26 protein-coding genes and 1 riboswitch are annotated in these 24,433 nt (G+C 66.3%); of the genes, 10 read left to right on the top strand and 16 right to left on the bottom strand.

Annotation, left to right across the window (positions count from 1 at the left end; translation table 11 throughout):
* Positions 1-44: 44 nt before the first annotated feature.
* Positions 45-1,277, bottom strand: coding sequence for an NADH:flavin oxidoreductase/NADH oxidase family protein (locus MMB92_RS02555; protein ID WP_006484563.1), 1,233 nt, complete (start codon positions 1,275-1,277; stop codon positions 45-47).
* 77 nt (positions 1,278-1,354) lie between these two features.
* Here MMB92_RS02555 and MMB92_RS02560 point away from each other — a divergent pair, with 77 nt between their 5' ends.
* From MMB92_RS02560 to MMB92_RS02570, 3 genes are all read left to right on the top strand, one after another.
* Positions 1,355-1,813, top strand: coding sequence for a MerR family transcriptional regulator (locus tag MMB92_RS02560; RefSeq protein WP_006484623.1), 459 nt, complete (start codon positions 1,355-1,357; stop codon positions 1,811-1,813).
* 100 nt (positions 1,814-1,913) lie between these two features.
* A complete protein-coding gene (locus MMB92_RS02565) occupies positions 1,914-2,609 on the top strand; it encodes a hypothetical protein (protein WP_006484558.1) in 696 nt (231 codons plus the stop codon).
* A gap of 132 nt (positions 2,610-2,741) precedes the next feature.
* Entirely contained in the window at positions 2,742-3,062 is a 321-nt protein-coding gene (locus tag MMB92_RS02570) for a DUF1330 domain-containing protein (RefSeq protein ID WP_006484625.1), read from the top strand.
* 28 nt (positions 3,063-3,090) lie between these two features.
* Here the strand turns inward: MMB92_RS02570 and MMB92_RS02575 are convergent, their stop codons facing one another.
* Entirely contained in the window at positions 3,091-3,927 is an 837-nt protein-coding gene (locus MMB92_RS02575) for an NAD(P)-dependent oxidoreductase (RefSeq protein WP_006484602.1), read from the bottom strand.
* 71 nt (positions 3,928-3,998) lie between these two features.
* Between MMB92_RS02575 and MMB92_RS02580 the strand changes: the two genes are divergently transcribed.
* On the top strand, positions 3,999-5,102 hold the full coding sequence (locus MMB92_RS02580) for a LacI family DNA-binding transcriptional regulator (RefSeq protein WP_080331261.1): 1,104 nt from the start codon (positions 3,999-4,001) through the stop codon (positions 5,100-5,102).
* A 76-nt stretch (positions 5,103-5,178) separates the two neighbouring features.
* Here MMB92_RS02580 and MMB92_RS02585 read toward each other — a convergent pair whose 3' ends face one another.
* On the bottom strand, positions 5,179-6,471 hold the full coding sequence (locus MMB92_RS02585; protein ID WP_080331287.1) for an MFS transporter: 1,293 nt from the start codon (positions 6,469-6,471) through the stop codon (positions 5,179-5,181).
* 323 nt (positions 6,472-6,794) lie between these two features.
* On the opposite strand from MMB92_RS02585, the gene MMB92_RS02590 reads away from it, so the two are divergent.
* Together MMB92_RS02590 and MMB92_RS02595 are read left to right on the top strand one after the other, a co-directional pair.
* Positions 6,795-8,252: a DNA-3-methyladenine glycosylase 2 family protein gene (locus tag MMB92_RS02590; protein WP_277562496.1), complete on the top strand. Its 1,458-nt coding sequence runs from the start codon at positions 6,795-6,797 to the stop codon at positions 8,250-8,252.
* The gene (locus MMB92_RS02595) at positions 8,249-8,782 is read left to right on the top strand and encodes a methylated-DNA--[protein]-cysteine S-methyltransferase (protein WP_060267448.1); all 534 of its coding nucleotides are present in this window, start codon (positions 8,249-8,251) and stop codon (positions 8,780-8,782) included. The genes MMB92_RS02590 and MMB92_RS02595 overlap by 4 nt, the downstream gene beginning before the upstream one ends.
* Before the next feature lie 13 nt (positions 8,783-8,795).
* Here MMB92_RS02595 and MMB92_RS02600 read toward each other — a convergent pair whose 3' ends face one another.
* Positions 8,796-9,614 carry a helix-turn-helix transcriptional regulator gene (locus tag MMB92_RS02600; RefSeq protein ID WP_060267446.1) on the bottom strand — a complete coding sequence of 273 codons (819 nt, stop codon included), beginning with the start codon at positions 9,612-9,614 and terminating at the stop codon, positions 8,796-8,798.
* A gap of 77 nt (positions 9,615-9,691) precedes the next feature.
* Between MMB92_RS02600 and panB the strand changes: the two genes are divergently transcribed.
* Positions 9,692-10,546 carry a 3-methyl-2-oxobutanoate hydroxymethyltransferase gene (gene panB / locus MMB92_RS02605; RefSeq protein ID WP_006484638.1) on the top strand — a complete coding sequence of 285 codons (855 nt, stop codon included), beginning with the start codon at positions 9,692-9,694 and terminating at the stop codon, positions 10,544-10,546.
* A 29-nt stretch (positions 10,547-10,575) separates the two neighbouring features.
* Here the strand turns inward: panB and MMB92_RS02610 are convergent, their stop codons facing one another.
* Entirely contained in the window at positions 10,576-11,067 is a 492-nt protein-coding gene (locus tag MMB92_RS02610; RefSeq protein ID WP_006495781.1) for an Lrp/AsnC family transcriptional regulator, read from the bottom strand.
* A 156-nt stretch (positions 11,068-11,223) separates the two neighbouring features.
* Between MMB92_RS02610 and glmS the strand changes: the two genes are divergently transcribed.
* Positions 11,224-13,053: a glutamine--fructose-6-phosphate transaminase (isomerizing) gene (gene glmS, locus MMB92_RS02615; protein WP_034202820.1), complete on the top strand. Its 1,830-nt coding sequence runs from the start codon at positions 11,224-11,226 to the stop codon at positions 13,051-13,053.
* A gap of 54 nt (positions 13,054-13,107) precedes the next feature.
* On the opposite strand, the gene MMB92_RS02620 is transcribed toward glmS, so the two are convergent.
* Positions 13,108-13,455 carry a hypothetical protein gene (locus MMB92_RS02620; RefSeq protein ID WP_153188208.1) on the bottom strand — a complete coding sequence of 116 codons (348 nt, stop codon included), beginning with the start codon at positions 13,453-13,455 and terminating at the stop codon, positions 13,108-13,110.
* A gap of 42 nt (positions 13,456-13,497) precedes the next feature.
* Positions 13,498-13,601: riboswitch (SAM-I-IV-variant riboswitch) on the bottom strand.
* On the opposite strand from MMB92_RS02620, the gene MMB92_RS02625 reads away from it, so the two are divergent.
* Positions 13,593-14,165 (top strand): hypothetical protein, encoded by a 573-nt coding sequence (locus tag MMB92_RS02625; protein WP_154641314.1) that lies wholly within the window; start codon positions 13,593-13,595, stop codon positions 14,163-14,165. (Overlaps the previous riboswitch by 9 nt.)
* A 98-nt stretch (positions 14,166-14,263) precedes the next feature.
* On the opposite strand, the gene MMB92_RS02630 is transcribed toward MMB92_RS02625, so the two are convergent.
* Positions 14,264-15,067, bottom strand: coding sequence for a hypothetical protein (locus tag MMB92_RS02630; RefSeq protein ID WP_012493105.1), 804 nt, complete (start codon positions 15,065-15,067; stop codon positions 14,264-14,266).
* Between the two features lie 97 nt (positions 15,068-15,164).
* On the opposite strand from MMB92_RS02630, the gene MMB92_RS02635 reads away from it, so the two are divergent.
* Entirely contained in the window at positions 15,165-15,416 is a 252-nt protein-coding gene (locus MMB92_RS02635) for a hypothetical protein (RefSeq protein WP_048984259.1), read from the top strand.
* A 140-nt stretch (positions 15,417-15,556) separates the two neighbouring features.
* On the opposite strand, the gene MMB92_RS02640 is transcribed toward MMB92_RS02635, so the two are convergent.
* From MMB92_RS02640 to MMB92_RS02680, 9 genes are all read right to left on the bottom strand, one after another.
* On the bottom strand, positions 15,557-16,645 hold the full coding sequence (locus MMB92_RS02640) for a porin (protein ID WP_048984255.1): 1,089 nt from the start codon (positions 16,643-16,645) through the stop codon (positions 15,557-15,559).
* A 193-nt stretch (positions 16,646-16,838) separates the two neighbouring features.
* Positions 16,839-17,174 (bottom strand): Rieske 2Fe-2S domain-containing protein, encoded by a 336-nt coding sequence (locus MMB92_RS02645; RefSeq protein ID WP_006484583.1) that lies wholly within the window; start codon positions 17,172-17,174, stop codon positions 16,839-16,841.
* A 3-nt stretch (positions 17,175-17,177) separates the two neighbouring features.
* Entirely contained in the window at positions 17,178-17,489 is a 312-nt protein-coding gene (locus MMB92_RS02650; RefSeq protein ID WP_006484614.1) for a YciI family protein, read from the bottom strand.
* A 107-nt stretch (positions 17,490-17,596) separates the two neighbouring features.
* Entirely contained in the window at positions 17,597-18,664 is a 1,068-nt protein-coding gene (locus MMB92_RS02655) for a maleylacetate reductase (protein WP_048984252.1), read from the bottom strand.
* A 7-nt stretch (positions 18,665-18,671) separates the two neighbouring features.
* On the bottom strand, positions 18,672-20,138 hold the full coding sequence (locus MMB92_RS02660) for an aldehyde dehydrogenase family protein (RefSeq protein ID WP_006484608.1): 1,467 nt from the start codon (positions 20,136-20,138) through the stop codon (positions 18,672-18,674).
* Between the two features lie 50 nt (positions 20,139-20,188).
* Complete coding sequence (locus MMB92_RS02665; protein ID WP_006484584.1) at positions 20,189-21,208, bottom strand: hypothetical protein; 1,020 nt, start codon at positions 21,206-21,208, stop codon at positions 20,189-20,191.
* Positions 21,209-21,245: 37 nt separating this feature from the next.
* Positions 21,246-21,740, bottom strand: a complete 495-nt coding sequence (locus MMB92_RS02670) for a hydroxyquinol 1,2-dioxygenase (RefSeq protein WP_277562497.1) — start codon at positions 21,738-21,740, stop codon at positions 21,246-21,248.
* Between the two features lie 115 nt (positions 21,741-21,855).
* On the bottom strand, positions 21,856-22,785 hold the full coding sequence (locus MMB92_RS02675; protein ID WP_006484594.1) for a LysR family transcriptional regulator: 930 nt from the start codon (positions 22,783-22,785) through the stop codon (positions 21,856-21,858).
* A 122-nt stretch (positions 22,786-22,907) separates the two neighbouring features.
* Positions 22,908-24,161, bottom strand: coding sequence for an MFS transporter (locus tag MMB92_RS02680; RefSeq protein ID WP_006484557.1), 1,254 nt, complete (start codon positions 24,159-24,161; stop codon positions 22,908-22,910).
* Between the last annotated feature and the right edge of the window lie 272 nt (positions 24,162-24,433).

Consider the following 24,433-nt stretch of genomic DNA (forward strand, 5'->3'; position numbering starts at 1 on the left):
TCGGTCAGCTTCCGGTCTCGCCGCTGCCCGCCCGAAACGGCCCGTCACGCGCGCGGGCCGGCCATCCACTTCCGGTAGCGCCGCGTCTGGCACTGCGCGGCCAGTTGCTGGCGCACCAGCGCGCGCAGCGGCGACACCCGAGGATGCGTGCGACGCCCTTCGCTGAGCCGCGTGAGCTGGAACTTGACGACGGCCATGTTCGCCAGCGCGCCCAGCGCCTTGTTCTTCCAGCGGATCGGCTGCAGCACCGGCGCGCTGTCCTTGCCCGCGCGCCAGTCGCGCGGCAGGTTCGGGTCGATCGACAGCGCGGTCGCGATGCCGACCATCGCGACACCGCTGTTCACCACCTGCTCGGCCACCGCACGGCGCCGGATGCCGCCCGTGACCATCAGCGGCATCCGCGCGACGGCCGTGATGTCGCGCGCGAATTCGAGGAAGTACGCTTCGCGCGCGAGCGTGCGCCCGTCGCGCGCCTCGCCCTGCATCGCCGGCACTTCATAGCTGCCGCCCGACAGTTCGACGAGATCGACGCCGAGCGGATTCAGCAGTTCGACCACCCGCTTCGCGTCGTCCGCGCTGAAGCCGCCGCGCTGGAAATCGGCCGAGTTCAGCTTCACCGCGACAACGAAGGCCGGCGACACCGTCGCGCGCACCGCCTTCACGATATCGAGCAGCAGGCGCGCGCGATTCTCGATGCTGCCGCCCCACTGATCCTGGCGGCGATTGGTCAGCGGCGACAGGAACTGGCTCAGCAGATAGCCGTGCGCCGCGTGCACCTGCACGCCGGTGAAGCCGCTTTGCTCCGCGAGCTGCGCGGCGCGCACGAAGCGCTGCTGCACGTCGGCGATGTCGGCCGCCGTCATCTCCTTCGGCACCGGAAACTGCTTCGACAGCGCGCCGAGCGCGAGCGGCACGGCCGACGGCGCGAGCGTCGTCTGGCCCAGCGCCGCCTGCATCTGGCGCCCCGGGTGATTGATCTGCATCCATACGTGCGCGCCGCCCGAGCGCGCGATCTGCGCCCAGCGGCGGAACCGGTCGAGATGCGCGTCGCTTTCGAGCACGACGCCGTTCGGCCCCGTCATCGCGCGGCCGTCCACCATCACGTTGCCGGTCAGGATCAGGCCGACCTGACCGTCGGCCCACGCCTGGTACAGGCGCAGCAACGCGTCGGACGGCGCGTGGTCCGCATCGGCCATGTTTTCTTCCATCGCGGCCTTGGCCAGACGGTTCGGAATCACCGCCCCGTTGGGCAGTGTGAGCGGCGCAAACAGATTCATGGTGGACACCCTCGATTGACGATGCCCAACGATAACTTTAAAGTCAACTTTAAGGTCAAGCCCTTTTGGAGCCCATCATGAAAATCGGCGAACTGGCGAAGGCGAGCGGCCTCGCGGCGTCGCGCATCCGCTTCTACGAAGCGAGCGGCCTGCTCGAACCGGCCCGCCGCCAGGCGAACGGCTATCGGGAATACGGGCCGGAAGCGTTGACGCGGCTCGCGATCATCGATCGCGCGCAGCGCGCAGGCTTCTCGCTCGACGAGATTCGCGCGGTGCTGCCGCCCGATCTCGGCGCATGGCCGCACGACGAACTGCTGGTCGCGCTGCGGCACAAGGTCGACGAAATCGCGCTGCTCGAACGGCGTCTCGCGCAGAACCGGCAGCACCTCGAGACGCTGATCGACGAAATCGAGAACAAGCCCGAAGGCGAGGATTGCGCGGGCGCCGCGCAGCGGATGCTCGACCGGCTGTGCGAGCAGGCCAGCCAGCCGCTGGAGTCCGCCCCTGTGGTGCGGCCGGCGCGCAAGCGCGCGTGACCGGCTACACTGCGTCACCCATCGATCAACCGGCGCTGCGGCGACACGCGTCGCCGCATGCGCACCGTCTTCCGCCGAGCACCCTCACGACCGTATCCGCATGACGATCCCCCGTATCAAAGGATTTTTCATCGCCGTACTGCTGACGTTCGGCATCGGCAGTGCCTTCGCGTCGACGTGCGACGACACGCATTCGTCGATCCGTTGCCCGGACACCTCCGATCTGCCGGCCGACATCGTCGCGCAACTGCCCGCCGGTTACGAAGCGCTGGATGCCGCATCGGGGCGCCTGACCGACGGCACGCGCAACGGTTACGTCGTCGTCGCGCATCAGCCCGGCGATTCGATGCAGACGCCGTCGCTGCGTCCGCTGCTGATCTTCCTGCAGGGTGCGAACGGACGCTACCGGCTGGCGGCCCGCAACGACACCGTGATCATGAAAGCCGACGAAGGCGGCATGGGCGACCCGTATCTCGATGGCGTCGCCGAGAACGCGCTCACGATCGAGCCTCGCATGTTCACCGTCGAACAGGGCGTATTCGCAGGCCATAACCACTGGCGCGACCGCGTGACGTTTCGCTATGACGTCGCGCATCGCACGTGGCTGTTCCATCGCGAAGTGTTCCGGAACTGGCGATTCAACTACGAGCAGGACGGCGATGCGCTGAAGGCCGACCCGGTACGCGTCACGCGTGCGAATGCGGCAAAGGCCGTTTCGTTCGAAGCGTGGCGGCCGAGTTACTGGTGCGATTCCGCCGAGCGGCGCAACAACGATCCGGCTTGCCGCAAGCATTGACGGCGGCCGGCTGGCGGCGAGGCGGGCGCGGCTGCGAGGATTTGCTTACGTCGCAGGTAATCGACGCGCGCCGTCCGCGCCGCGATCATGGCTCCATCGACTCTCGAACCGCATCACGCCAAGGAGCCCGCCATGACCGCCTACGCCATCGCCCACCTGCATGACGTCGACATGTGCGACGACATCGTCGAATACCTCGAACGGATCGACGGCACCCTCGCGCCGTACGACGGCCATTTCGTGATTCACGGCGCACGCCCGGAAGTGCGCGAAGGCGAATGGCGCGGCGACCTGATCGCGATCGCGTTTCCCGATCTCGACACGGCGCGCGCATGGTACGAATCGGATGCGTACCGGCAGATCCAGCCGCTGCGCGCGCGACACGCGAGCGGCCCGCTGATCCTGATCGATGGCGTCGACGAACGGCACAAGGCGACCGACATCCTGCGCTGAATCATGACGCCGGCGATGCCGACACCGCTTACGACGCCTTCCGCTCCATCGGCTCGCCGACGACGAATCCACCGCCCTGGAACCGCTGTGCGGGATCGTCGTACTCGGCGGTCGGCGCCGTCACCGGGAACAACCCGGCGAACTGTTCGGAGCTGTCGCGCGGACGGAAGCCGAGGAAACCGACCTTCGTGTTGTCCCACCACTTCACCGGGTTGTCCGACGCGCCGTAGACGATCGCGTGCCCGACGCGGTTCGTCAGCAGCGAGCAGCGCACGAGCTCGATGAAATCGCGATAGCTGAGGAACGTGACGAGCATCCGCGGATTCTTCGGCACCTCGAACGACGAGCCGATCCGCAGACATACGGTTTCGATCCCGAAGCGGTCGAAGTAATACCGCGACAGCGATTCGCCGAAGCACTTCGTCACGCCGTACAGGCTGTCGGGGCGCAGCGGCGCATCGGCGTCGAGCACTTCCGTGACCGGATGGAAACCGATCGCATGGTTCGAGCTCGCGAACACGACGCGCTTCACGCCGTGCTTGCGCGCGGCTTCGTACAGGTTGTACGTGCCGGTGATGTTTGCGCCGACCAGATCGTCGAACGGCGCATCGACCGAAATGCCGCCGAGGTGGACGATCGCGTCCACGCCGTCGACGAGCTGCATCACGGCCGGCCGGTCGGCCAGGTCGACCACGCGGATTTCTTCATGCGCGGCCGCGTCGTCCAGCGCCGCGATGTCGCTGACGCGCACGACGTCGGCCCAGTCGGCGAGCGCGCCGCGCAACTGGCGGCCGAGGTTGCCGGCCGCGCCCGTCAGCAGCAGGCGGCCGAACGGTTTGCGCGCGGCGGTGGATGAGGCGTTCATCGAATCTCCTTGGATCTGACCTGAAGCGGAAAACGTTTTCCAACTATACGCGGACGCGCCGTCGAACGTCAATGGTCGAACCCGTTCGCAGCCATCCGCACTTTCCCGATATCGACGGCTGGCCGCGCGCCGGCTTTTTCTGCCACAATCCGGCGTTATCGAACGAAAACGTTACCCTTCCGATGAAAAAAGTTTCCCCGACGATCCGCGACGTGGCCGCGGAAGCCGGCGTGTCGGTCGCGACGGTATCGAAGTACGTGAACGGCACGCAGCGCTTCTCGCCGACCGTCGAGGCCCGGCTCAAGGAAGCCATCGAGCGGCTCGGCTACCGTTCGAACCCGCTCGCGCGTTCGATGATCACCGGCCGCACGCGCACGATCGGCCTCGTGATCCTCGACATCAGCAACCCGCACTTCACGAACGTGGTGAAAGGCGCGAACCGCGTCGCGCTGCAGCACGACTACACGCTGCTGCTCGTCGATACCGAGGAGAGCCAGGCGCGCGAACGCTCGCTGATCGAGGCGCTCGCGCAGCGCGTCGACGGGCTGATCGTCAGCACGCGGATGCCCGACGAGGAAGCCGGCTGGATGCTCGACCTCAACAAGCCGCTCGTGCTGCTGCGTCGCAGCCCGGGCCTGCCGATTCCGAGCGTCGGCATCGACAACCGGCTGTCGACGTACATGCTCGCGCGCCATCTGCTCAACCTCGGCCACACGCGCATCGCGTATCTCGGCTTCGGCACCGCGCGCGTGAACGACGAACGGATCCAGGGCGCGCGCGACTGCCTCGCCGAAGCGGGGCTCACGCTCGACGTGCACGACGCGCACGCGCCGACCGCCGAAGCCGGCGAGCGCGCGTGCTCGCGCGTGATGCTCGGGCCGCAGCGCCCGCAGGCCGTGATCTGCTACAACGACCTGATCGCGCTCGGCTTCATGAAGGAAGCCGCGTCGCTCGGCTTCCGGCTGCCGCAGGACGTGTCCGTCGCCGGCATCGACAACGTGCCGTATGGCGAATACGCGGCGCCCGCGCTGACGACCGTCGACATCCAGAGCGAGAACATGGGCGAGCTCGCGATGCAGAAGCTGATCGACGCGCTCGCGGGGCGCACCGACGCGAGCTACTCGACGTTCGAGCCGCGGCTGATCATGCGCGCGTCGACGGCACCGGCCGGCTGACGCGTTCGCGGCACCCGGCTTCCCCGCCCACAAAAAACGCCGCCCGAGGGCGGCGTTTTCGCTTGCGGATACGCGATCACGCGTCGAGCTTCGCGGGCTTCATCTTCGGCGTGAGCCCGTGCATCACGGCCAGCGCGATCAGGTAGGCCGATGCGCCGATCGCGAACAGCACCCAGTAGTGGCCGGTGCGCTGCAGCACCTGGCCGATCACTTCCGAGAACAGCACGCCGCCGATCGAGCCGGCCATCCCGCCGATGCCGACCACCGACGCGACCGCGCGGCGCGGGAACAGGTCGGACGCCGTCGTGAACAGGTTCGCCGACCAGCCCTGGTGCGCGGCGGCGGCAAGGCCGACGATCAGCACCGCGACCCACAGGCTCTGCACCTGCGACACGAACGCGATCGGCAGCACGCAGCATGCGCAGATCAGCATCGCCGTCTTGCGCGCACGGTTCACGCTCCAGCCGGCGCGCAGCAGCGTCGACGACAGCCAGCCGCCGCCGATGCTGCCGACCGTCGTCAGCGCATAGATGCAGACGAGCGGCAAGCCGATGTGCTGCATGTCCATCCCGCGCGACTCGTTGAGCCATTTCGGCAGCCAGAACAGGTAGAACCACCACACCGGATCGGTCAGGAACTTGCCGACCAGGAACGCCCACGTCTCGCGCTTGCGGATCAGCTCGCCCCAGCGCGGCGCGCCGGCGTCCGCGTTCGCCGCGTCGAGCGCTTCGGCTTCGTCGCGCGGCTCGTCGTATTCCGCGGCGAGCGCGCGCGTGTCGGCGGTGCGATACATCACCAGCCATACGGCGAGCCATACGATACCGATCGCGCCGATGATCACGAACGCCGCGCGCCAGCCGTAGGCCACCGCGATCGCCGGGATGATCGCCGGCGCGAACACCGCGCCGATGTTCGCGCCCGAGTTGAAGATGCCCGTGGCGAGCGCGCGTTCGCGACGCGGAAACCATTCGGCCGTGGTCTTGATCGCGGCCGGGAAGTTGCCGCCCTCGCCGATGCCGAGCAGCGCGCGCACGAACGCGAAGCCCGTCACCGAGCCGACCGCCGCATGCAGCATCGCGGCGATGCTCCACACCAGCATCGCCACCGCGTACGACACGCGCGTGCCGAGCCAGTCGACGATGCGCCCGAAGCCGAGCAGGCCCAGCGCATAGAACGCCGAAAACGCCATCACGATGCGGCCGTACTGCACCTGGCTCCAGCCGATGTCGTGCTGGAGCATCGGCGCGAGCAGGCCGAGGATCTGCCGATCCATATAGTTGATCACGGTCGCGAAAAACAGCAGCGCACAGACGGTCCAGCGATAACGGCTGGCGGCCGCGCGCACGGCGCCGACGACGGCAGAGGGCATGAATGTCTCCGATGCACGGTCGCGCCCGTCGCGCCGCACGAAGTTCGTTGACCGGCGACCGGCGCCGGGGCGAACGGCGGTGCGCTGCAGCGCACGGCCCGTTTCGCCGCTCCATCTGGAAAACGTTTTTCAAAGGATAGGACGGGTGCCGGCGCCGTGTCAGTCGGGGATTTCGATGAGTCATCTCAAATTCGGCACGGCAAAAGAGACGACTGTTTCGCAGATTGGTATTAACCGTTTTTCCTCTGATTTTCCCGCTGCGGACCAACGGGCGCGCGGCCGCCAGGACACATGTCCGATTCCAGCCAGAATCGACCGCGAGGATGGTTTACAGTCGCCCCATGCGCCTCGATCCCGACACCTGCTACGACGCCCTGCTTTCGCGGAACCGCCGCTTCGACGGCTGGTTCTTCGTCGGCGTCGCGACGACCGGCGTGTACTGCCGCCCGGTCTGCCCGGTGAAGCCGCCGAAAGCGCAAAACTGCAGCTACTACCCGACCGCCGCGGCCGCCGAGAAAGCCGGCTTCCGGCCCTGCATGCGCTGCCGCCCCGAGCTCGCGCCCGGCCACGGGCTGCTCGACCTGTCCGGCAATCTCGCCGACGCGGCCGCGACGCTGATCGACGACGGTTTCCTGAACGCGCATTCCGTCGCGGCGCTCGCACGGCGCGTCGGCGTGACCGAACGCCATCTGCGGCGGATCTTCGGCGCGCAATTCGGCGTGTCGCCGGTCGAGTTCGCGCAGACGCAGCGGCTGCTGATGGCCAAGCGGCTGCTGACCGATACCGCGCTGCCGGTGGCCGTCGTCGCGTCGACGGCCGGGTTCGGCAGCGTACGGCGCTTCAACGACCTGTTCCGCCAGCGCTATGGCCTCAATCCGCTGCGGCTGCGCAAAGGAGCCGGCGCGTCGGCCGACGGCGACATGACTTTCCCGCTGCCGTACCGGCCGCCGTTCGCGTGGGCCGACCTGATGCGCTTTCTCGCACAGCGGCAGATCGACGGCGTCGAGCGGATCGACGCGCGCGGTTATGCACGCATCGTCGAACTGCCGAACCGGAACGACGGCGGGCGCGCGGCCGGCTGGCTGTCCGTCGCGCACATGCCGCAGCGCTTCGCGCTCGCCGTCACCGTGTCGCCCGCGCTGACGCCGGTCGTGCCGGCCGTGCTCGCGCGCGTGCGCCGGCTGTTCGATCTCGACAGCCGCCCCGACGTGATCGATGCGCATCTCGGCGATCTCGCGAACGGTTCGCCGGGCCTGCGCGTGCCCGGCGCGTTCGACGGCCTCGAGATGGCGATCCGTGCCATCGCGGGCGAGCAGCTTGCGGCGGCGCAGGCCGATACGCCGCTGCTCGCACGGATCGCGGCACGCTTCGGCAATCCGGTCGATGGCGCGCCGCCGGGCCTCGCGCATGCGCTGCCCTGCGCCGCGACGCTGGCGGCGCTACCGCCTTCGGTCCTCGAAACGATCGGCATCGAGCGCGACACGGCGCACGCGATCGTGTCGCTCGCCCGCGCGGTCGACGACGGCACGCTCGCGCTCGAACCGATGGCGCCGCTCGCCGCGCTGCGCGCGCTGCCCGGCTTCGACGAACGCGCGGTGCAGTACGTCGCGATGCGCGCGATGGCGTGGCCGAATGCGTTCCCCGCCGACGACGCGTGGCTGCCCGCCCGCACCGAGCGCACGCGCGTATCATCATCGGCGCCGCATGCGGCACGCTGGGCGCCGTGGCGCGCGTATGCCGCGCTGCACGTGTGGCGCCTTCATGGAGAGAGGTTGCGATGACTCCCGCTCATCTGATTCCGAGCCCGCTGGGCGACATCGCCGTGCGCATCGAGGACGATGCGCTGACCGGCCTGTACTTCGTCGGCCAGAAATACTTCCCGTCGCTGGCGATCGTGCGCGAAGCGGATGCGCTCGCCACATCGCCCATCGCACGCCAGGTCGCGGAAGAAATCGCCGAATACTTCACCGGCGCGCGCGACACGTTCTCGGTGCCGATCCACCTGCGCGGCACCGCGTTTCAGCGACGCGTATGGCAAGAACTGCTGGCGATTCCGTTCGGCGAACTCGTGTCGTACGGCGACATCACCGAGCGCGTCGGGCTGCCGATGAGCGGCGCGCGCGCCGTGGGCGGTGCGGTCGGCCGCAATCCGGTGTCGATCATCGTGCCGTGTCACCGCGTGGTCGGCGCATCGGGCAGCCTGACCGGCTATGCGGGCGGCATCGACCGCAAACGTGCGCTGCTGTCACTCGAAGGCGCAGAACTTTCACGCGATGTGCATCATCCGATGCAGCACGCGCTCGCGTTCTGATCGGCGGACCGCATCACGCGCTCAACACCGGCCGGCGCGCTTCACGCTTCGCATACGCGCCGGGCGTCACGCGGAATTTCGCGTGGAACAGCGCGATGAACGACGACGTCGAGTCGTAACCCAGTTGCGCGGCCACCGTGCCGATCGGCGCGCCCGCATCGAGCAGCGGCAGCGATGCGAGCAGCCGCACGGCCTGCCGCCATTCGGTAAACGACAGCCCCGTGTCCTGCCGGAACAGCCGCGACAGCGTGCGCCGCGTCGCGCCGACCTGATGCCCCCATTCGTCGAGACTGCGCGTGTCGCCCGGCGCCGCGTGCAACGCGCGCGCGATTTTCAGCAGGCGCGCATCGCGCGGCAGCGGCACCGTGAGCGGCGCCGGCTGCATGCGCGCGATCCGGTCCGCGATCAGGCACACGAGCGCACCGTCTGGCCCCGCCTCGTCGTAATTCACCGGCAACTCGCCGGTCGCGATCATCAGTTCGCGCAGCAGCGGCGTCATGCAGAGGATCGTGCAATCGTCGTTCACGTCGCGGCGCGCGATGGCTTCGTCGAGATACAGGCTGTGAAACGCGACGCAATCGCGCGTCGACACCGCGTGCGGCACGTGCGGCGGAATCCACATCGCGTAGTGCGGCGGCAGCAGTTGCCGGCCCGACGGCGTCGTCACCTCGAGCACGCCGCTCGTCGCATACATCAGCTGGGCCCACGGATGACTGTGCGCATCGACGCTCGCGTTGCCGGGAATGCCGAACGCCCGCACGTACAGCGGCCGAGGCAGGCGCGCCATCGGCGGCACCGCGTAAGGGTCGCCGGGTTGTCCCGCCAGCAACATAAGACGTCCTCCGAAGGTCATTGCACGAACGAGCGCGATGCTACCGTGGCGGCTCCTTTTTCACACGGCTTCCGCTCATGAGCGCTCATACCCGCATCACCCGCAAGACCGTCACCGCGATCCGCTCGACCAAAGGCATCGGCAGCCTCGTGTCGCTGACCGCGTATTCCGCGCCGATGGCGAAACTCGTCGACGACGTGGCCGACGTGATCATCGTCGGCGACTCCGTCGGCATGGTGCTGTACGGGATGCCCGATACGCTGCGCGTCACGCTCGACATGATGATTGCACACGGGGCCGCCGTCGTGCGCGGCGCCGCGCAGGCGTGCGTCGTCGTCGACCTGCCGTTCTCCACGTTCCAGGAATCGCCCGCTCAGGCATATCGCTCCGCCGCGCGGCTGCTCGCTGAAACCGGCGCGCAGGCCGTGAAGCTCGAAGGCGGCTGCGAGATGACCGACACGATCCGCTTCCTGACCGATCGCGGCATTCCGGTGATGGCGCATGTCGGCCTCATGCCGCAGCAGGCCAACGCGACGGGCGGCTTCCGTGCGCAGGGCATGGACCCGCGTTCGGCCGCGCAGGTGTTCGACGCCGCGTGCGCGGCCGAGCGGGCCGGCGCGTTCGGCGTCGTCATCGAAGGCACCGCCGAAGCGCTCGCGCGCCATCTGACCGAAACGCTGACGATCCCGACGATCGGCATCGGCGCATCGCCAGCGTGCGACGGGCAGGTGCTCGTGACCGAGGACATGATCGGCGCGTTCGATGCGTACACGCCGCGCTTCGTGAAGCGTTACGCGGATGCGAACGCGGTGATGCGCGACGCGATCCGCCAGTACGCGCACGACGTGCGGCAGCGCGTGTTTCCCGAGCCCGCGCATTGCTTCGGATACGGCAAGCCGCTGCAACTGGCGGACGCGGCCCCGGCTGCGTGAGGCGGGACGAACGACGCGGTTACCGCACGCTAGGTGCGCTGGCGCATCGCATGCGCGACCCGCGCGTTCGCTTCGAATTTCGCGCGATGCGTCGAGAAAAACGTCCGCACGTTGCGGACGTTCGATGCGCCGGTGAACAGCCGCCGCGCGAATTCGTCGTATTCGGCGACGTCGGCCAGATCGGCGATCACGACGAAATCGGGCCCCGGCGACACGCGATAGCACTGCGTGACGGCCGGCTCCGCGCACACGTACGCTTCGAACGCGTCGTAGTCTTCGGCCGTCTGCCGGTCGAGGCTGATCTCGATCAGCGCGGTGACGGCCGTGCCGATCGCGACCGGGTCGAGCACCGCGACCTGCCGGCGGATCACGCCGGCCTCCGTCAGCCGCCGCACGCGACGCATGCAGGTGGGCGGCGACGACAGCGCGCGCTCGGCGAGTTGCAGGTTCGATACCGATGCATCGTCCTGCAGGATCGCGAGGATGCGCAGGTCGAGATCGTCGAGGGTGATGCCGGCCATCGGCCACTCCTTCCGGTTAGCGAGTGAAATTTAATTTCAACATGATAGACGATCATCCGTCTGTTTCATATTTGTTTGTTTTTTGCAATTTAATTCCATCTCACCGGCTCTACCATCGCTCTCACTGATCCAGACGGGACATTTACGGAGCGCGATATGTGTGGAATTGTCGGGGCGGTTGCCCAGCGGGACATCCTGCCGAACCTCGTCGACGGCCTGAAGCGGCTCGAATACCGCGGCTACGATTCGTGCGGCGTCGTGGTCTACCGCGACCGGGCGCTGGCGCGCGCCCGCAGCGTCGATCGCGTCGCGAACCTGCAGCGCGAAATCGCCGAGCTGGCGTTGTCCGGTTACACGGGCATCGCGCATACGCGCTGGGCCACGCATGGCGCGCCCGTCACGCTCAACGCGCATCCGCACTTCTCGCCGAGCGACGCGAATGCGCGCATCGCGCTGTCGCACAACGGGATCATCGAAAACTGCGATCAACTGCGCGCGGAATTGCAGGCGCACGGCTATGTGTTCGCGAGCCAGACCGACAGCGAGGCGATCGCGCACCTGATCGACCACCTGTACGACGGCGACCTGTTCGACGCGGTACGGCGCGCGGTCGCGCGACTGCGCGGCAGCTATGCGATCGCGGTGATGTGCCGCGACGAGCCGCACCGGATCGTCGGCGCGCGCGACGGGATGCCGCTCGTCGTCGGGGTCGGCGAAGGCGAGAATTTCCTGGCGTCCGACGCGATTGCGCTGTCGGGCATCACCGATCGCATTGCCTACCTGGAGAACGGCGACGTCGCCGACATTCAGTTGCATCGCTACTGGATCGTCGACGCGGCCGGCCAGCGCGTCGAGCGCACGGTGCAACGCGTCGCCGCGCATAGCGGCGCGGCCGATCTCGGATCGTATCGCTACTACATGCAGAAGGAGATCTTCGAGCAGCCGCAGGCCGTGGCCGATACGCTGCTCGACGTCTCGTCGATCATGCCCGAGCTGTTCGGCGACGGCGCGTGGCGTGTGTTCAACGACGTCGATTCGGTGCTGCTGCTCGCGTGCGGCGGCAGCTATCACGCGGCGCTGACCGCGAAGTACTGGATCGAAAGCATCGCGAAGCTGCCGGCGAGCGTCGAGATCGCCAGCGAGTTTCGTTATCGCGACAGTGTGCCGAATCCGCGCACGCTGGTGGTTGCGGTATCGCAGAGCGGCGAGACGGCCGATGTGCTCGGCGCCGTGCATGTCGCGAAACGCAGCGGGATGATGCATACGCTCGCGATCTGCAACGTGGCGACGAGTGCGCTGATGCGCGAATGTGCGCTGCAGTTCGTGACACGTGCGGGGATCGAGATCGGCGTGGCGTCGACGAAGGCGTTTACGACGCAGCTCGTTGCGCTGTTCCTGCTGACGTTGTCACTGGCGCAGGTGCGCGGGCGGTTGAGTGACGATGCAGAAAAGGAGCATCTGCGGGCGCTGCGGCATCTGCCCGATGCGATGTCGAAGGTGCTCGCGCTGGAGCCGCAGATCATGGCGTGGTCGGAGTTGCTCGCGCGACGCGACAACATGCTGTTTCTCGGGCGCGGGATGCATTATCCGATCGCGCTGGAAGGCGCGCTGAAGATGAAGGAGATTTCCTATATTCATGCGGAGGCTTATCCGGCCGGGGAGTTGAAGCATGGACCGCTGGCGCTCGTGAGTAATGAAATGCCGGTGATTGCGGTTGCGCCGAACGACGTGCTGCTCGAGAAGCTCAGGTCGAACATGCATGAGGTCAGTGCGCGGAATGGACGGCTGTTCGTGTTTGCGGATGTGGACTGTGGGTTGGTGCCGAGTGAAGGGATCGAGGTGATTCGGCTGAACGAGTATTACGGGCCGTTGTCGCCGATCTTGCATACGGTGCCGATGCAGTTGCTCGCGTATCACGCTGCGCTGGCGCGGGGGACGGATATTGATAAGCCGAGGAATTTGGCTAAGTCGGTGACGGTGGAGTGAGGGGGCGAGTTCTCCCCCTCGTCGGCTGATACAGCGACGATGCGCATGCGTCGTCTAGTGGCTGCTCTCCGGCGTGCTTCCGGCCACCGCCCTCACGAAATGGTGCTCCACCCGAGTCCGGAGCACCCCCTCCAGCGCGGCAAGCCGCTCACGCAGCCGGACCGCTTGCCCTTCCGTCATTTCGCCGAGCACGATCTTCTGTTCGAGAACGTCACCACAGCGGGTGATGGCCCACCGATCGACCGTAGCCGTTTCCCCTTCGAGCACGGCCGCCGCGGTCGAGACGATGCCCGGGTTCCGTCTCGAAACGAGATGAACCGTATGCGTCAACGTGAAACCGGGAAGGAAGTGCGACCAGTCTTCACAGACGGTCGGGCGGGAAGCGGAGGAAACTTGGCTCATGGTAGCTCCGGATGAATGGTTATCGAACCGGTGCCAGCCATGCTGCTCCCGTTTCGTTGCCGTCAATCGGCCGCATCGCCTCGAGGGCGTCCACCTTGCCCGGGAGGGCAGGTTGGCGTCGGGAAACCCGACTCTGGATGCTTGAACTCTCACGTTCGACATTCCGAACGTTGATTCATTATATCGAAAATCCGGAAGCTGACAAGCTGTCCAGTAAAAGCCACATTCCGGCTGGAGTGCCTGCACCGATCCGGCCCTCATACGAGAGGGAGCGTACGTCGACGTTCAAGTTCGCGGACGATCAGCCGAGGCTGCCGGACCGGGAGAACGACAGGGGAATACGCCGGATGGCTCGGCACGACGCGAGGCGAAGCGAAGCGAAGCAGCGCGAACCCATCCTCCTCCCGTTCTCACGCGATGTCCTTGTTCTTGATCCGAATATCGCGCCCCTGAAACGGCCCCGTATCGTGATCGTGCACATGCACGATCACCTGCGTCGGATCGAACCGCCTCGATACCTCACGAAAATCGTGATTCACGCGTTTCATACCCTCGAACATCTCGGCATGCAGTACTGCGTCCTCAAGCGGTATCGGCGCACTGGTCGACGCCCGTTCGAGATGAACGTGCAGGAAGCTCGTCAGGTACGCAGCATCGGGGAAGCGGACAGAACCTGCTCGATATCGGACAGGAAGACCTTCGCACCGTAAAACGGCACGCTCGAATCGTTGCGGCCGTAGACAAACGGGAACGGGAAATGGCTGGTCCGCGATGCGAAGTCCGTCAGGCGTATGCCATGTGCGGACATTCACCTGGAACGAGGCCCGACATTTGCAATGTCATCGAAGAGCTTCTCCAGCTTGTCGACATGGTGAAGTATTGCCGCGAGGTCACGATTCGGCTCAATTTTGTTGAGCACCTCAACATCGATTTCGAGAATTTTTGCAATTTCCTTTGCGAGCGCGGCGGAAATCGGCCGATGCCCTTTCTTCCCTTTGGGAGTCAGTATGTGACTTACGCGAGACATGGAACGCCACCCAAGCTGCAAAGCCAGATTCTTTTTAGTGCCGACCGGCATTTTTTCCAACTGCGCGATCAGATTTCTCCGCCTCCGCTCCTCGGGAGGCAGTTGAAAATCCTCGATAGGCCCGCCTGTGTCGAATGCGGAATTTTGTCGAACCCTCGCAGCTTCGTCCTTTGCCGCCTGTTCCTGTAACGACTCGCGCTTTCGCGCTTCAATTCTGGAGTTCAACCCGGCAAGGCCACGTTGACGATTTCGCCGGGCCGCTCGGACATCGGCACCGAGCTTGACGAGCGCGGAAATATCGCCGTTTTGTGCCGCCTTTACACACTCCAGTACATGCGCCTCGAGAAGTACCTGATATTTCTCGAGCCACACTGCTCGCTCGGCCCTTTGAGCACGACCGAATTCGTCGATCCCGCGCTGTAACGATGCCGACAACCCGGATTCAAAGCGCTCCCCGAGAAGACGGGCGAGCTCCTGGCCTACGCCCACTCCCCGCGCTTGCGCCGAGGCGACCAGATTCCGCTTCAGACTCGCCGGGATACGAGCAAACAGGGGCTCGGTGCGCGCTTTCAGTTTATCAACCATGCAATCACTTTAGCATGACTGCCCGAACACGACGCCATGGCCTAAAGTCGCTCCAGTCACACTTCGTGGCCAACCTTCTCTAGAAAAAGAGGCAAATATGAGCAAACTCGGCATCGCGGAAGGCATTAAATTGCGCGGAAATGTCAATCGCATTACCGAAATCATGACGCAAGGCACACTGGAGGACGCCGTCGCCTGTTTCGCCCTGGGCGGAATGACGCTGCAGGCGAGCGGCGGCGACGTCCCTCTCCTGCGCAATCTGTCGGAACTGACCCGCACGGCCTTGCCGAAACGGGTGGTCAAGGACTACTTCGGCGCAAGTAACGGCGTCGTCATGAGTCTCGCGTAAGCGAGTATGGCAATCGCAAACGCCGTAAAAGTGGAAAAGAAAACGGGCCGCCTGGCCCGTTTTCCGTTTGATCCGTCCAACGACAGGCGTCGCATACGCGACGCACCACGACGCATCTGAAGCGCGGCACCGCCGCCCCGTCAAAACACCGTATGCACCCCCACCCGCGCCACCGCCTGACTCGCGGAACTCGACGCCCCGTTCGGATCCAGCACGCCGTTCACCTGCGCATTCGCGCCGCCATTCGCGCGCTGATAATCCGCCGACACATACACCATCGTCCGCTTCGACAACAGGTATTGAAGCGCGACGCTGACCTGATGCGCATGGTCGTCGTTCAACGCTTCATTGCCCTTCATGTACATGTATTTCGCGCCCAGCACGACGTCCGGCCTGATTCGCCACAAGCCGCCGGCCTCGGCCATCCACACGCCCGCATCGTTGAACGAATTGCGCACGGTGGTCATCAGCGCCTTCGCGGTCACGACACCGAAGTCGTAGTGCATCCCGACACCCCAGTTGCGCACGCTGGTCGATGGCACACCCGGCGCCGGACCGTATTTCTCGTTCGTATAGGCCGCGCCCACGCCGAAGGCCCCGAGCTCGTAGTTCACGCCGGCGCTGACGGCGTTGTCCGCGCCGATCGAACCCGCGACGCCGCCGAACGCATACATCACGCCGCCGGACAAACCCGCGACGGTCGGCGAGCTGTACTTGACCGAATTCGCGATCGGCTTGCTGCCTGCGGTGCGGTCCCAGTCGAATGCGCCGGTCGGATTGCCCGGCAGCGCGAGACGCTGGAACGGGCCGTTCCGAAAGCCGTACAGCCCGGAAATGTCCCGCGAAATCGCGTTGCCCTTTGAAAACAATGCATCGACCATGAAGTCGTACTGATTGCCCAGCGTGATGCTGCCGAAGCGGTCGCTCTCGATCCCCACGTAGGCATTGCGCCCGAAAATCCCGGTCCCGATGATGCTGCCGTTCGCCATCGAGAACTGGTTCACGAGCGCGAAGGTCGCGCGATACCCGCCGCCGAGATCCTCGATGCCGCGCAGGCCGAATAGGTTGGGCGCGAATATGCCGTCGTCGAACTTGACGTTCTTTCCGCCGCCCTCGTTGCTGACATACGTGATGCCGGAATCGATCAGCCCGAACATCGTCACGCTGCTTTGCGCCCATGCGCCCTGCGCCACGGCAAGCACCGCCAATACACCAAACCTGAGTTTCATGTCGTCTCCGTCTTTTTTATGAAAATGCGAGTCCGTCACCCGCTGCGAGGCGGGTGTTCGCTCATTGCTTCGTGGAAAATCGCGTTGATTCAGGCAGTCACATCAACACCGGAAATGGGTTTTACCGATCGATCAATTCAGAACAATTCCCGGTGAACCCGCATCGACGCGCACGCATTCAACATGCGCCAAGTCAAGCGCCCCGAAAGACGATCCATGCGGATGCGTCCACCTCGACGGCCACGGTTTCCAGCCCGGCCCCCGTGCAGGGTCCGTCGATACACACGCCATCATCGAACCGGAACAACGCACTGTGATGCGCGCACATCAACACCTGCGACCGGTAGCACGACACATTGCCCGGCACGAAATCGAGCGGCACCGAAAAGTGCGGGCAACGATTCACGTACGCCCACACCTGCTCGCCACGCCGCACGACGATGACGGGACGGCCGATGCAGGCTTCGTCGACGACCCGCGCGCCGCCGTCGGGCACATCGGCCACGCGACACAGCTGTTTCGCTTCCATCGCTCACACCCTGTGCTCGGGGTTGCCGAGGCTCCAGTCCCACGGGCGCACCTCGACGCGCGAGAACAGGCCCTCCTTCACATACGGATCGTTGCCGATGAACTGCATCACCGCATGGATGTCGTCCGCCTCGACAACGAGCAGCGTGCCGTTCATCGCATCGTCCTGCGGGTCCAGCGTCGGGCCGCCGAGCCGCACATACACGCCATGCTCGGCCGCCGAGCGCAGATATGTCCGGTGAATCGGCCGCATGCGGTCGCGCACGTCACGCATGCCCGGCTGGTCGGTGGCAAACACCGCAAAAAAACGCGCCATGGCGATCAGCTCCGATCGAGGACGAAGCCGAACATCGCTTCGCGGTGCAAGCCGTGCAGGCCGGTCTGGTCATTCATCACGTCGTTCTCCGTTCGCCTGTCCGGCGTTCAATGCGGCGCGCGTCCTTCCCATGCGTGCTGAAGCAACGCGCGAATCGCCGCGCGTTCGATCGGCCGCGGGTTCGCATACGGGTTCCTGCATGCGAGGTCGGCCGCTTCGTCGAGCCCCTGCTCCGGCATCCCGATATCGGCGAGCGCCGGCGCGATGCCGAGTTGCGCGTTCAGCCTGAACAGCAGCGGCCCGGCGTCAGCCGCGTCGCTCCCGCCCAGCGCCCGCGCGACGCGACGCAGCGCGTCGGGCGCGGCGGCGTGGTTGTAATGCGCGGTATGCGGCAACATCGCCGCGTGCGTCTGCGCGTGCGGCAGGTTGAACGTGCCGCCGAGCGTGTGACAAAGCTTGTGATGCAACGCCATGCCGACCGCGCCGAGGCAGGTGCCGGCGAGCCACGCGCCATACAGCGCGCGGCTGCGCATTGCGCGATCTTGCGGATCGCGCACCACGACGGGCAATGCTTCGCCGAGCGCGCGAATCGACTCCTCGGCCATCAAGCTGATGACCGGGTTCGCGTCTTCCGCGTAGAGCGCCTCGACCGCATGCGCCATCGCATTGACACCGGACGCCGCCGAAATACCCGGCGGCAGCGACACCGTCAGCGACGGATCGTAAATCACGGTCCGCGGCAGCACGCGTGCGTCGCGCCCGGTGCGCTTCAACCGGCCTTCGGTGAGCCCGTAGATCGGCGTCATCTCCGAGCCGGCGTAGGTCGTCGGCACGGCGAGGATCGGCAGCGACGATTCGAGCGCGATGGCCTTGCCGAGCCCGATCGTCGAACCGCCGCCGATCGCGATGCAGCAATCCGCGCCCAGTTCGGCGGCCGTCTCGCGCGCCGCGCGGGCGACCTCGACCGGCACGTGCATGACGGCTTCGGCGCACACGCCGGCCGCACGTTCGCCCAGCACGTCCTTCACGCGATCGGCGAGCGGCTGCTGTTCGGGCGTGGAGAGGATGAGCGCGCGGCGGGCGCCGAGCGCCGACAGCTCGTCCGGCAGCCTGTCGAGCGCGCCCCATTCGAAGACCACGCGCGACGGGGTGCCCTGATAGACGAAGCGCTCCATACGAGCCTCAGCGCTTGAAATGCGGCGGCACGTTGCCGTCGACGTTGACCCACACCGAGCGTGCTTCCGTGTAGTCGTGCATCGCCTCGAAGCCCATCTCGCGGCCGTAGCCCGACTTGCCGACGCCGCCGAACGGGCTGCCCGGATTCACGCGCTTGTAGCAGTTGATCCAGCACATGCCCGCGTCGATCCGCGCCGCCATCCGGTGGGCGCGCGACAGGTCGTTGGTCCACAGGCCGCTGCCGAGCCCGTATTCCGTCGCGTTGGCGATGGCCAGCGCTTCGTCATCGCTGCCGAAGCGCAGCACGGTGACGAACGGGCCGAACACTTCTTCCTGCGCGACGCGGTCGGTCGCATGCTTCGCCTCGACGATCGTCGGGCGCACGTAATAGCCATTGGCGAGCGCCGGGTCCTGCGGCGCGCTGCCGCCCGTCAGCACGCGGCCGCCCTGCTCGCGCGCGACGTCGACATACGACAGCACGCGATCGAGGTGCTGCTTCGACGTGAGCGGCCCCATTTCGGTATTCGGGTCGAGCGGATTGCCGATCCGGATCGACGACGCGAGCGCGACGAAGCGTTCAAGGAACGCGTCCGCGATGCGTTCGTGCAGCACCAGACGCGACCCCGCGATACACGCCTGCCCCTGGTTGTGGAAGATCGCCCACGCGGCGCCGTTGATGGCCGCGTCGAGGTTGGCATCGTCGAACACGATGTTGGCGCCCTTGCCGCCCAGTTCCAGTTGCACGCGCTTCAGGTTGCCCTGCGATGCTTCGACGATTCGCCGGCCGGTCGCCGTCGAGCCGGTGAACGCGATCTTGCCGACGCCCGGATGTTCGGCGAGCCGCTGGCCGGCCGTATGGCCGTAGCCGGGCACGATGTTGACGACTCCGGCAGGAAATCCGACCTCGGCCATCAGCTCGACGATGCGCAACGTCGACAGCGGCGTGATTTCCGACGGCTTGAGCACCACCGTGTTGCCGGCCGCCAGCGCCGGGCCCATCTTCCAGCTCGTGAACATCAGCGGAAAATTCCACGGCACGATCTGGCCGACCACGCCGATCGGCGCGCGCTGCACGTAGTTCAGGAAGCCGGTGTCGACCGGTATCACCGAGCCTTGCAGCTTGTCGGCCATGCCGCCGAAATAGCGGAAGCAGGCCGCCGTGCGCGGCACGTCGAGCGCCCGCGAATCGCGAATCGGGTGGCCGGTGTCCAGCGATTCGAGCTGCGCCAGCGCTTCCGTGTTCGCTTCGATCGCATCGGCCAGGCGCAGCAGCAGGCGGCCGCGCTCGGCGGCCGGCATCGCCGACCAGGCCGGGAAGGCGCGCGTCGCGGCGTCGACGGCCAGATCGACGTCCGCCGCGGTGGCTGCCGCGATCTTCGTGATGACGGAGCCGTCGTGCGGGTTCAGCACGTCGATCGTGCCGCGATCGACGGCGTCAACGAAGCGCCCGTCGATGAAGAGTTGGGTTTGCATGAATCGTCCTCGGTGTAATGCGGAAGCGGAAGCAGACACTGACGCGCGGCCTAGAACGCGATCGGGTACGGCGCGAGCTCGCCGCTCTCGTAGCGTTGCGGCAGATCCGGCGTCGCGTTTTCCCAGACCAGCAGCATCGAGCGCTTCGTCGAATACCCCTGGTGCCGGATATCGGCCGGCATCGCGCAGATGTCGCCGGCCCGCATCGTGATGCGGGCGCGCGGCGCGCCGGTGTTCTTGTCGCCGATGTCCCACACGATTTCGTCGGACAGTTGCAGGAACCATTCGACGCGGTCGTTGCCATGGAAGACCGGCAGGATGAATTCCTCGGTGGTCGGACAGAACAGGCTGCGCCCGCACACCGACGTGACCGACGGATTCCACGTCACGTCCGAGCGCGACAGGTACTTGAACAGGTTGAACGCGTGCAGTTCGCCCTCGAAGCCCGGCTCGACGTGCACTTCCGGCTCGTCCTGCGCGACGTCGAGAAACGCGCGGTTGACCGGCAGGTCGTCGCGCAACGGCGAGTCGCCTTCGAGCCCCGGCATGCGGCGCGTCGCGATCCGCGTGCGCTCGATCGCCGCGCCGTTGTCGCCGTGCTTGCGGCCGAACGCCGTGCCCGTTTCCTCGGGCGCCGCGAACGGGTCGAAGCCTTCGTTGGTCCAGTCGTGCAGCATCGCCTTGAAGGTCGCCATGATCGTCGGCGTGTCGAAGGTCTCGGTGTAGTCGACGCCGGCGTCCTTCAGAATGCCGTTGAAGGTGCCCGCATACATGTCGACCTTGCCGTAGTGATTGCGCGTGCCGAATACGTGGTCGAAATTCACCCAGCCGTAGAAGAAGCCCCACGCGACGTCGCGCATCATCGCGCGCAGGAATGCGTCGGCCGGCATCGCATGCGTGCGGGTCTGGCCTTTCGCGGGCCAGCTGATCTTCACGAAATATTCGTCGCGCTGGAATGCGAATTCGCCGAGCTGAAAGCGGCGGTAGCCGGTGACGGCATCGGCTTCGGTCGATCGCACCAGATCGGCGGCGAAGCCCGTGGAAAGGTCGAGGGTCTCGAGGGTGGCCATAACGTGTCTCCTGGAATAGTCGAATGCGGTCGGACGGTCAGTGCAGGCAGATCTCGGCCCACTTCTCGACGGACAGTTCGCCGAGCACGGTCTGGACGAGCGCGACGCCCGGCCGGCTCGCGGTGAAGCGATACGCACAGCCGGCCGGCAACAGCGCCTGATGCCCGTTGCGCAACACGACGTACCCCATGTTTCGGCCGGCCGGATGCGCGCCTGCGCTCACGGTGCCGCGGCCCGCTTGCGGGGGGTGGTCGAGCTTGATGAAGTCGATCCGGACTTCGCCGTCCATCTGGATCGTGAACTCGTCGTGCGCGCACGCGAACCACGGCGACTGGCCGCCGGTCCGCAGCACTTCGATCACGTATTCGAGGTTCTTGCCGGCGACGACCTTTTCGTAAGGGGCCGACTTCGACGCCACCTCGAAGACGTTCGAGAAGGCGTAGTGCTGCGCGCTGCCGCTGGTGATTTCGATCTCGCCCTTCCGGTAACCGTCGAGCGAACCGAAGACGGTGTGGAATGCCGTGCTGGTCATGTCTGTCTCCTGAGTTGAACCGCTTGTTGGATTCCACTCTAGGGGCAACGCACACCAGCAACAAGGCAACGGATGGCGATTACGGCATTTGCGTTTCGCGAATAATCCGCGCGGGTCAGCGTACCCAGCCGCGCGCCAGCAGCGGCCGGTCCCACGGCGATTCGTCGCCGATGTATTCCGCGAGGAATTCGACCAAGGCCTTCACCTTCAACGCCTGTCGCTGCGTGGCGGGATAGACGGCGGCGAAGCTCAGCGGCGCGAGCTGGTAGTCGGTCAGGATCGGCACCAGGCGGCCCGCGACGAGCGCGTCGCTGGCCACGAGCGTGGGCAGGCAGACGACCCCGCCGCCGGTCAGCGCGTATTCGCGCAACAGATGAACGGAGTTCGAGCGAATCATGCCCGGCAACTCCATCTCGACGACCTCGTCGCCGCGCGTCATCGTCCAGCGGTTGCGCGATGGGTAGCCCGAATACAGCGCCGTCGTGTGTTGCAGCAGATCGCGCGGATGTTGTGGTGCACCATGCGCGTCGACATACGCGGGCGCGGCACAGAAGAGGCGCCGGACCGTGAACAGCCGTCGCTCGATCAGCGACTCGGAAATCGGCGGGAAGATCTGGAACGCGATGTCGAACCCTTCTTCGACGGGGTCGACGACGCGATCGTTGACGATGATGTCGAGCTGGATGCCCGGATAGCGCTGGTTGAACGCGGCGAGCGGCTTGCCGAAGTGATCGAGCGCGAAGCCGGGCAGCATCTGGATGCGCAGCCGCCCGGTCGGTGTCGCGCGCAGCTCGCGCATCTGGTCGGTCAGCTCGTTGACGCGGCCCACCACCTCGGCGCACTCGCGGTAAAACGTTTCACCGACTTCGGACAGCCGCACGTGGCGCGTGCTGCGGTGAAACAACGGCGCGTTGACGAACTTCTCCAGCTGCTGGATGCGGTTCGTCACGACCGAACTCGTCACACCCAGCTGCCGCGCCGCCTCGGCGAAGCTGCTCGCCTCCGCGACCCTCACGAATGCCTCGATGCTCAGAAACCGGTCCATACCGCGCCCTTTTTCGACAGCGAAACCGGCAGTCTACCTGTGCGGATACAGGGCGGTGTCATGCGAAAGGCGTCACTGTGTCGCCAAATCGATGTCAATCGCCCGACCCATCGACACCGGCATTACCGCGCTTGCTCTCCGGCGGCCAGCTCCGGCTGCACGATCGCGCGGCGCTGCAGCACGGCCGGCGCGGTTTCCTTCAGCAGCAGGCTGACCACGATGCCGAGCAGCACCGAGGCCATCGGCAGCCACAGGATGTTCTGGATGCCAAAGTGTGCGGCCACGTAGCCGCCCATCGCCGGCGCGATGCCGCCGCCGAAGATCTCGCCGACGCCGACCACCACGCCGATGGACGTGGACACGAGGCCGACCGGCGCGGCCTCGGTCGCGACCGGGCCGGACAGCAGCGACACCAGCCCGAGCGTGAAGAACGACGCGACGAACAGCACGCCGAACAGCGCGAGCGGCTGCGGGCCGAGGCCGCGGAACACGTAGAGCATCACGGCCGTGCCCGCGAAGCCGACGATGCTGGCGATGCGGCGGCCGACCAGATCGGACAGGCCGGGCAGGCCGAACTGGCCGAGAAAGCCGCCGAAGCCGATCGCGGATACGACGAGGCCCATCTTCTGCGTGCCGAGCGACAGGTAATCGGTCAGGTACAGCGGCAGCAGCGCGCCGAGCACGAAGACGCCGGTCATCGCGCAGCACAGCGCGGCCATCGCCACGAGGATGTTGCGGCGCTTGAGCACGTGGCCGAGCGACGCGGGCGCATGCTCCGACGCGACGTCCTGCGCGACCTTCGGCTCGCGAATCACGAACACCATGATCGCGCCGAGGACCAGGCCGGGCACGGCCACGAGCGCGAAGACCCAGCGCCACGACACGAAACCGAGCAACTGCGTGGCGATGATCGGCGACAGCGCGAGCCCGAACAGCGCGAAGCCGCTTTGCTGCAGGCCGAGGTTCAGGCCGCGCCGCCGCGGATGCGACGCATCGGCCGTCGCGGCAAAACTCGTCGGACAGAACGAGCCTTCCGCGACGCCCATCAGCCCGCGAATCGCCATCAGGCCGAGCAACCCGCCCGCGAGCCCCGAGAAGCCCGACAGCAGCGAGAACGCGATGATGGCCGGAATCAGCACCTTCCGGCGACCGATCTTGTCCGAGATGCCGCCCATCAGCGCGGCGAAGATGCCCCACGACAGGCCGAGCACGCCGATGCAGTTGCCGACGTCCTGCGCGTTCAGGTTCAGGTCCTTCATGATCGAAGGAAACAGCGGCGCGATGAGCCAGCGGTCGAGGCCAACCAGCCCGAAACCGAGCGCCAGCAGCGTGACCGCCTTCCACTCGTATGAGGTATCCCACTCGTTTGCTTTCATGTCCGTCTCCGTGGACGCCGGTTCGCCCGCGCGCGCCGCAGCGCCTGCGCATGGTTCGTGTCCGATGGTTTTTGTGTGCGACGCGAATCGCGAGGAAGTGCCGGCCGGCGTCCCGATTCGACGCATCGAACGGGCTCGGCCGACGCCACCACGATAGGTGCGCGGACGCCGATCGGGTATGGAACAACCGGCGAACGCGCCATTCGCGAAACGCAAACAATCGGGCGCGGCGGACCGGAAGGCGCTACCGGAACGCGCGAAGCGAACGGGTA

Source organism: Burkholderia sp. IO2, assembly GCF_029522185.1.
Taxonomy (GTDB): domain Bacteria; phylum Pseudomonadota; class Gammaproteobacteria; order Burkholderiales; family Burkholderiaceae; genus Burkholderia; species Burkholderia cenocepacia.

Coding starts and splice junctions, on each gene's coding strand:
- MMB92_RS02555 (WP_006484563.1), bottom strand. CDS start 1,277: ATGAATCTGTTTGCGCCGCTCACACTGCCCAACGGGGCGGTGATTCCG.
- MMB92_RS02560 (WP_006484623.1), top strand. CDS start 1,355: ATGAAAATCGGCGAACTGGCGAAGGCGAGCGGCCTCGCGGCGTCGCGC.
- MMB92_RS02565 (WP_006484558.1), top strand. CDS start 1,914: ATGACGATCCCCCGTATCAAAGGATTTTTCATCGCCGTACTGCTGACG.
- MMB92_RS02570 (WP_006484625.1), top strand. CDS start 2,742: ATGACCGCCTACGCCATCGCCCACCTGCATGACGTCGACATGTGCGAC.
- MMB92_RS02575 (WP_006484602.1), bottom strand. CDS start 3,927: ATGAACGCCTCATCCACCGCCGCGCGCAAACCGTTCGGCCGCCTGCTG.
- MMB92_RS02580 (WP_080331261.1), top strand. CDS start 3,999: ATGGTCGAACCCGTTCGCAGCCATCCGCACTTTCCCGATATCGACGGC.
- MMB92_RS02585 (WP_080331287.1), bottom strand. CDS start 6,471: ATGCCCTCTGCCGTCGTCGGCGCCGTGCGCGCGGCCGCCAGCCGTTAT.
- MMB92_RS02590 (WP_277562496.1), top strand. CDS start 6,795: ATGGTTTACAGTCGCCCCATGCGCCTCGATCCCGACACCTGCTACGAC.
- MMB92_RS02595 (WP_060267448.1), top strand. CDS start 8,249: ATGACTCCCGCTCATCTGATTCCGAGCCCGCTGGGCGACATCGCCGTG.
- MMB92_RS02600 (WP_060267446.1), bottom strand. CDS start 9,614: ATGTTGCTGGCGGGACAACCCGGCGACCCTTACGCGGTGCCGCCGATG.
- panB (WP_006484638.1), top strand. CDS start 9,692: ATGAGCGCTCATACCCGCATCACCCGCAAGACCGTCACCGCGATCCGC.
- MMB92_RS02610 (WP_006495781.1), bottom strand. CDS start 11,067: ATGGCCGGCATCACCCTCGACGATCTCGACCTGCGCATCCTCGCGATC.
- glmS (WP_034202820.1), top strand. CDS start 11,224: ATGTGTGGAATTGTCGGGGCGGTTGCCCAGCGGGACATCCTGCCGAAC.
- MMB92_RS02620 (WP_153188208.1), bottom strand. CDS start 13,455: ATGAGCCAAGTTTCCTCCGCTTCCCGCCCGACCGTCTGTGAAGACTGG.
- MMB92_RS02625 (WP_154641314.1), top strand. CDS start 13,593: ATGCTTGAACTCTCACGTTCGACATTCCGAACGTTGATTCATTATATC.
- MMB92_RS02630 (WP_012493105.1), bottom strand. CDS start 15,067: ATGGTTGATAAACTGAAAGCGCGCACCGAGCCCCTGTTTGCTCGTATC.
- MMB92_RS02635 (WP_048984259.1), top strand. CDS start 15,165: ATGAGCAAACTCGGCATCGCGGAAGGCATTAAATTGCGCGGAAATGTC.
- MMB92_RS02640 (WP_048984255.1), bottom strand. CDS start 16,645: ATGAAACTCAGGTTTGGTGTATTGGCGGTGCTTGCCGTGGCGCAGGGC.
- MMB92_RS02645 (WP_006484583.1), bottom strand. CDS start 17,174: ATGGAAGCGAAACAGCTGTGTCGCGTGGCCGATGTGCCCGACGGCGGC.
- MMB92_RS02650 (WP_006484614.1), bottom strand. CDS start 17,489: ATGGCGCGTTTTTTTGCGGTGTTTGCCACCGACCAGCCGGGCATGCGT.
- MMB92_RS02655 (WP_048984252.1), bottom strand. CDS start 18,664: ATGGAGCGCTTCGTCTATCAGGGCACCCCGTCGCGCGTGGTCTTCGAA.
- MMB92_RS02660 (WP_006484608.1), bottom strand. CDS start 20,138: ATGCAAACCCAACTCTTCATCGACGGGCGCTTCGTTGACGCCGTCGAT.
- MMB92_RS02665 (WP_006484584.1), bottom strand. CDS start 21,208: ATGGCCACCCTCGAGACCCTCGACCTTTCCACGGGCTTCGCCGCCGAT.
- MMB92_RS02670 (WP_277562497.1), bottom strand. CDS start 21,740: ATGACCAGCACGGCATTCCACACCGTCTTCGGTTCGCTCGACGGTTAC.
- MMB92_RS02675 (WP_006484594.1), bottom strand. CDS start 22,785: ATGGACCGGTTTCTGAGCATCGAGGCATTCGTGAGGGTCGCGGAGGCG.
- MMB92_RS02680 (WP_006484557.1), bottom strand. CDS start 24,161: ATGAAAGCAAACGAGTGGGATACCTCATACGAGTGGAAGGCGGTCACG.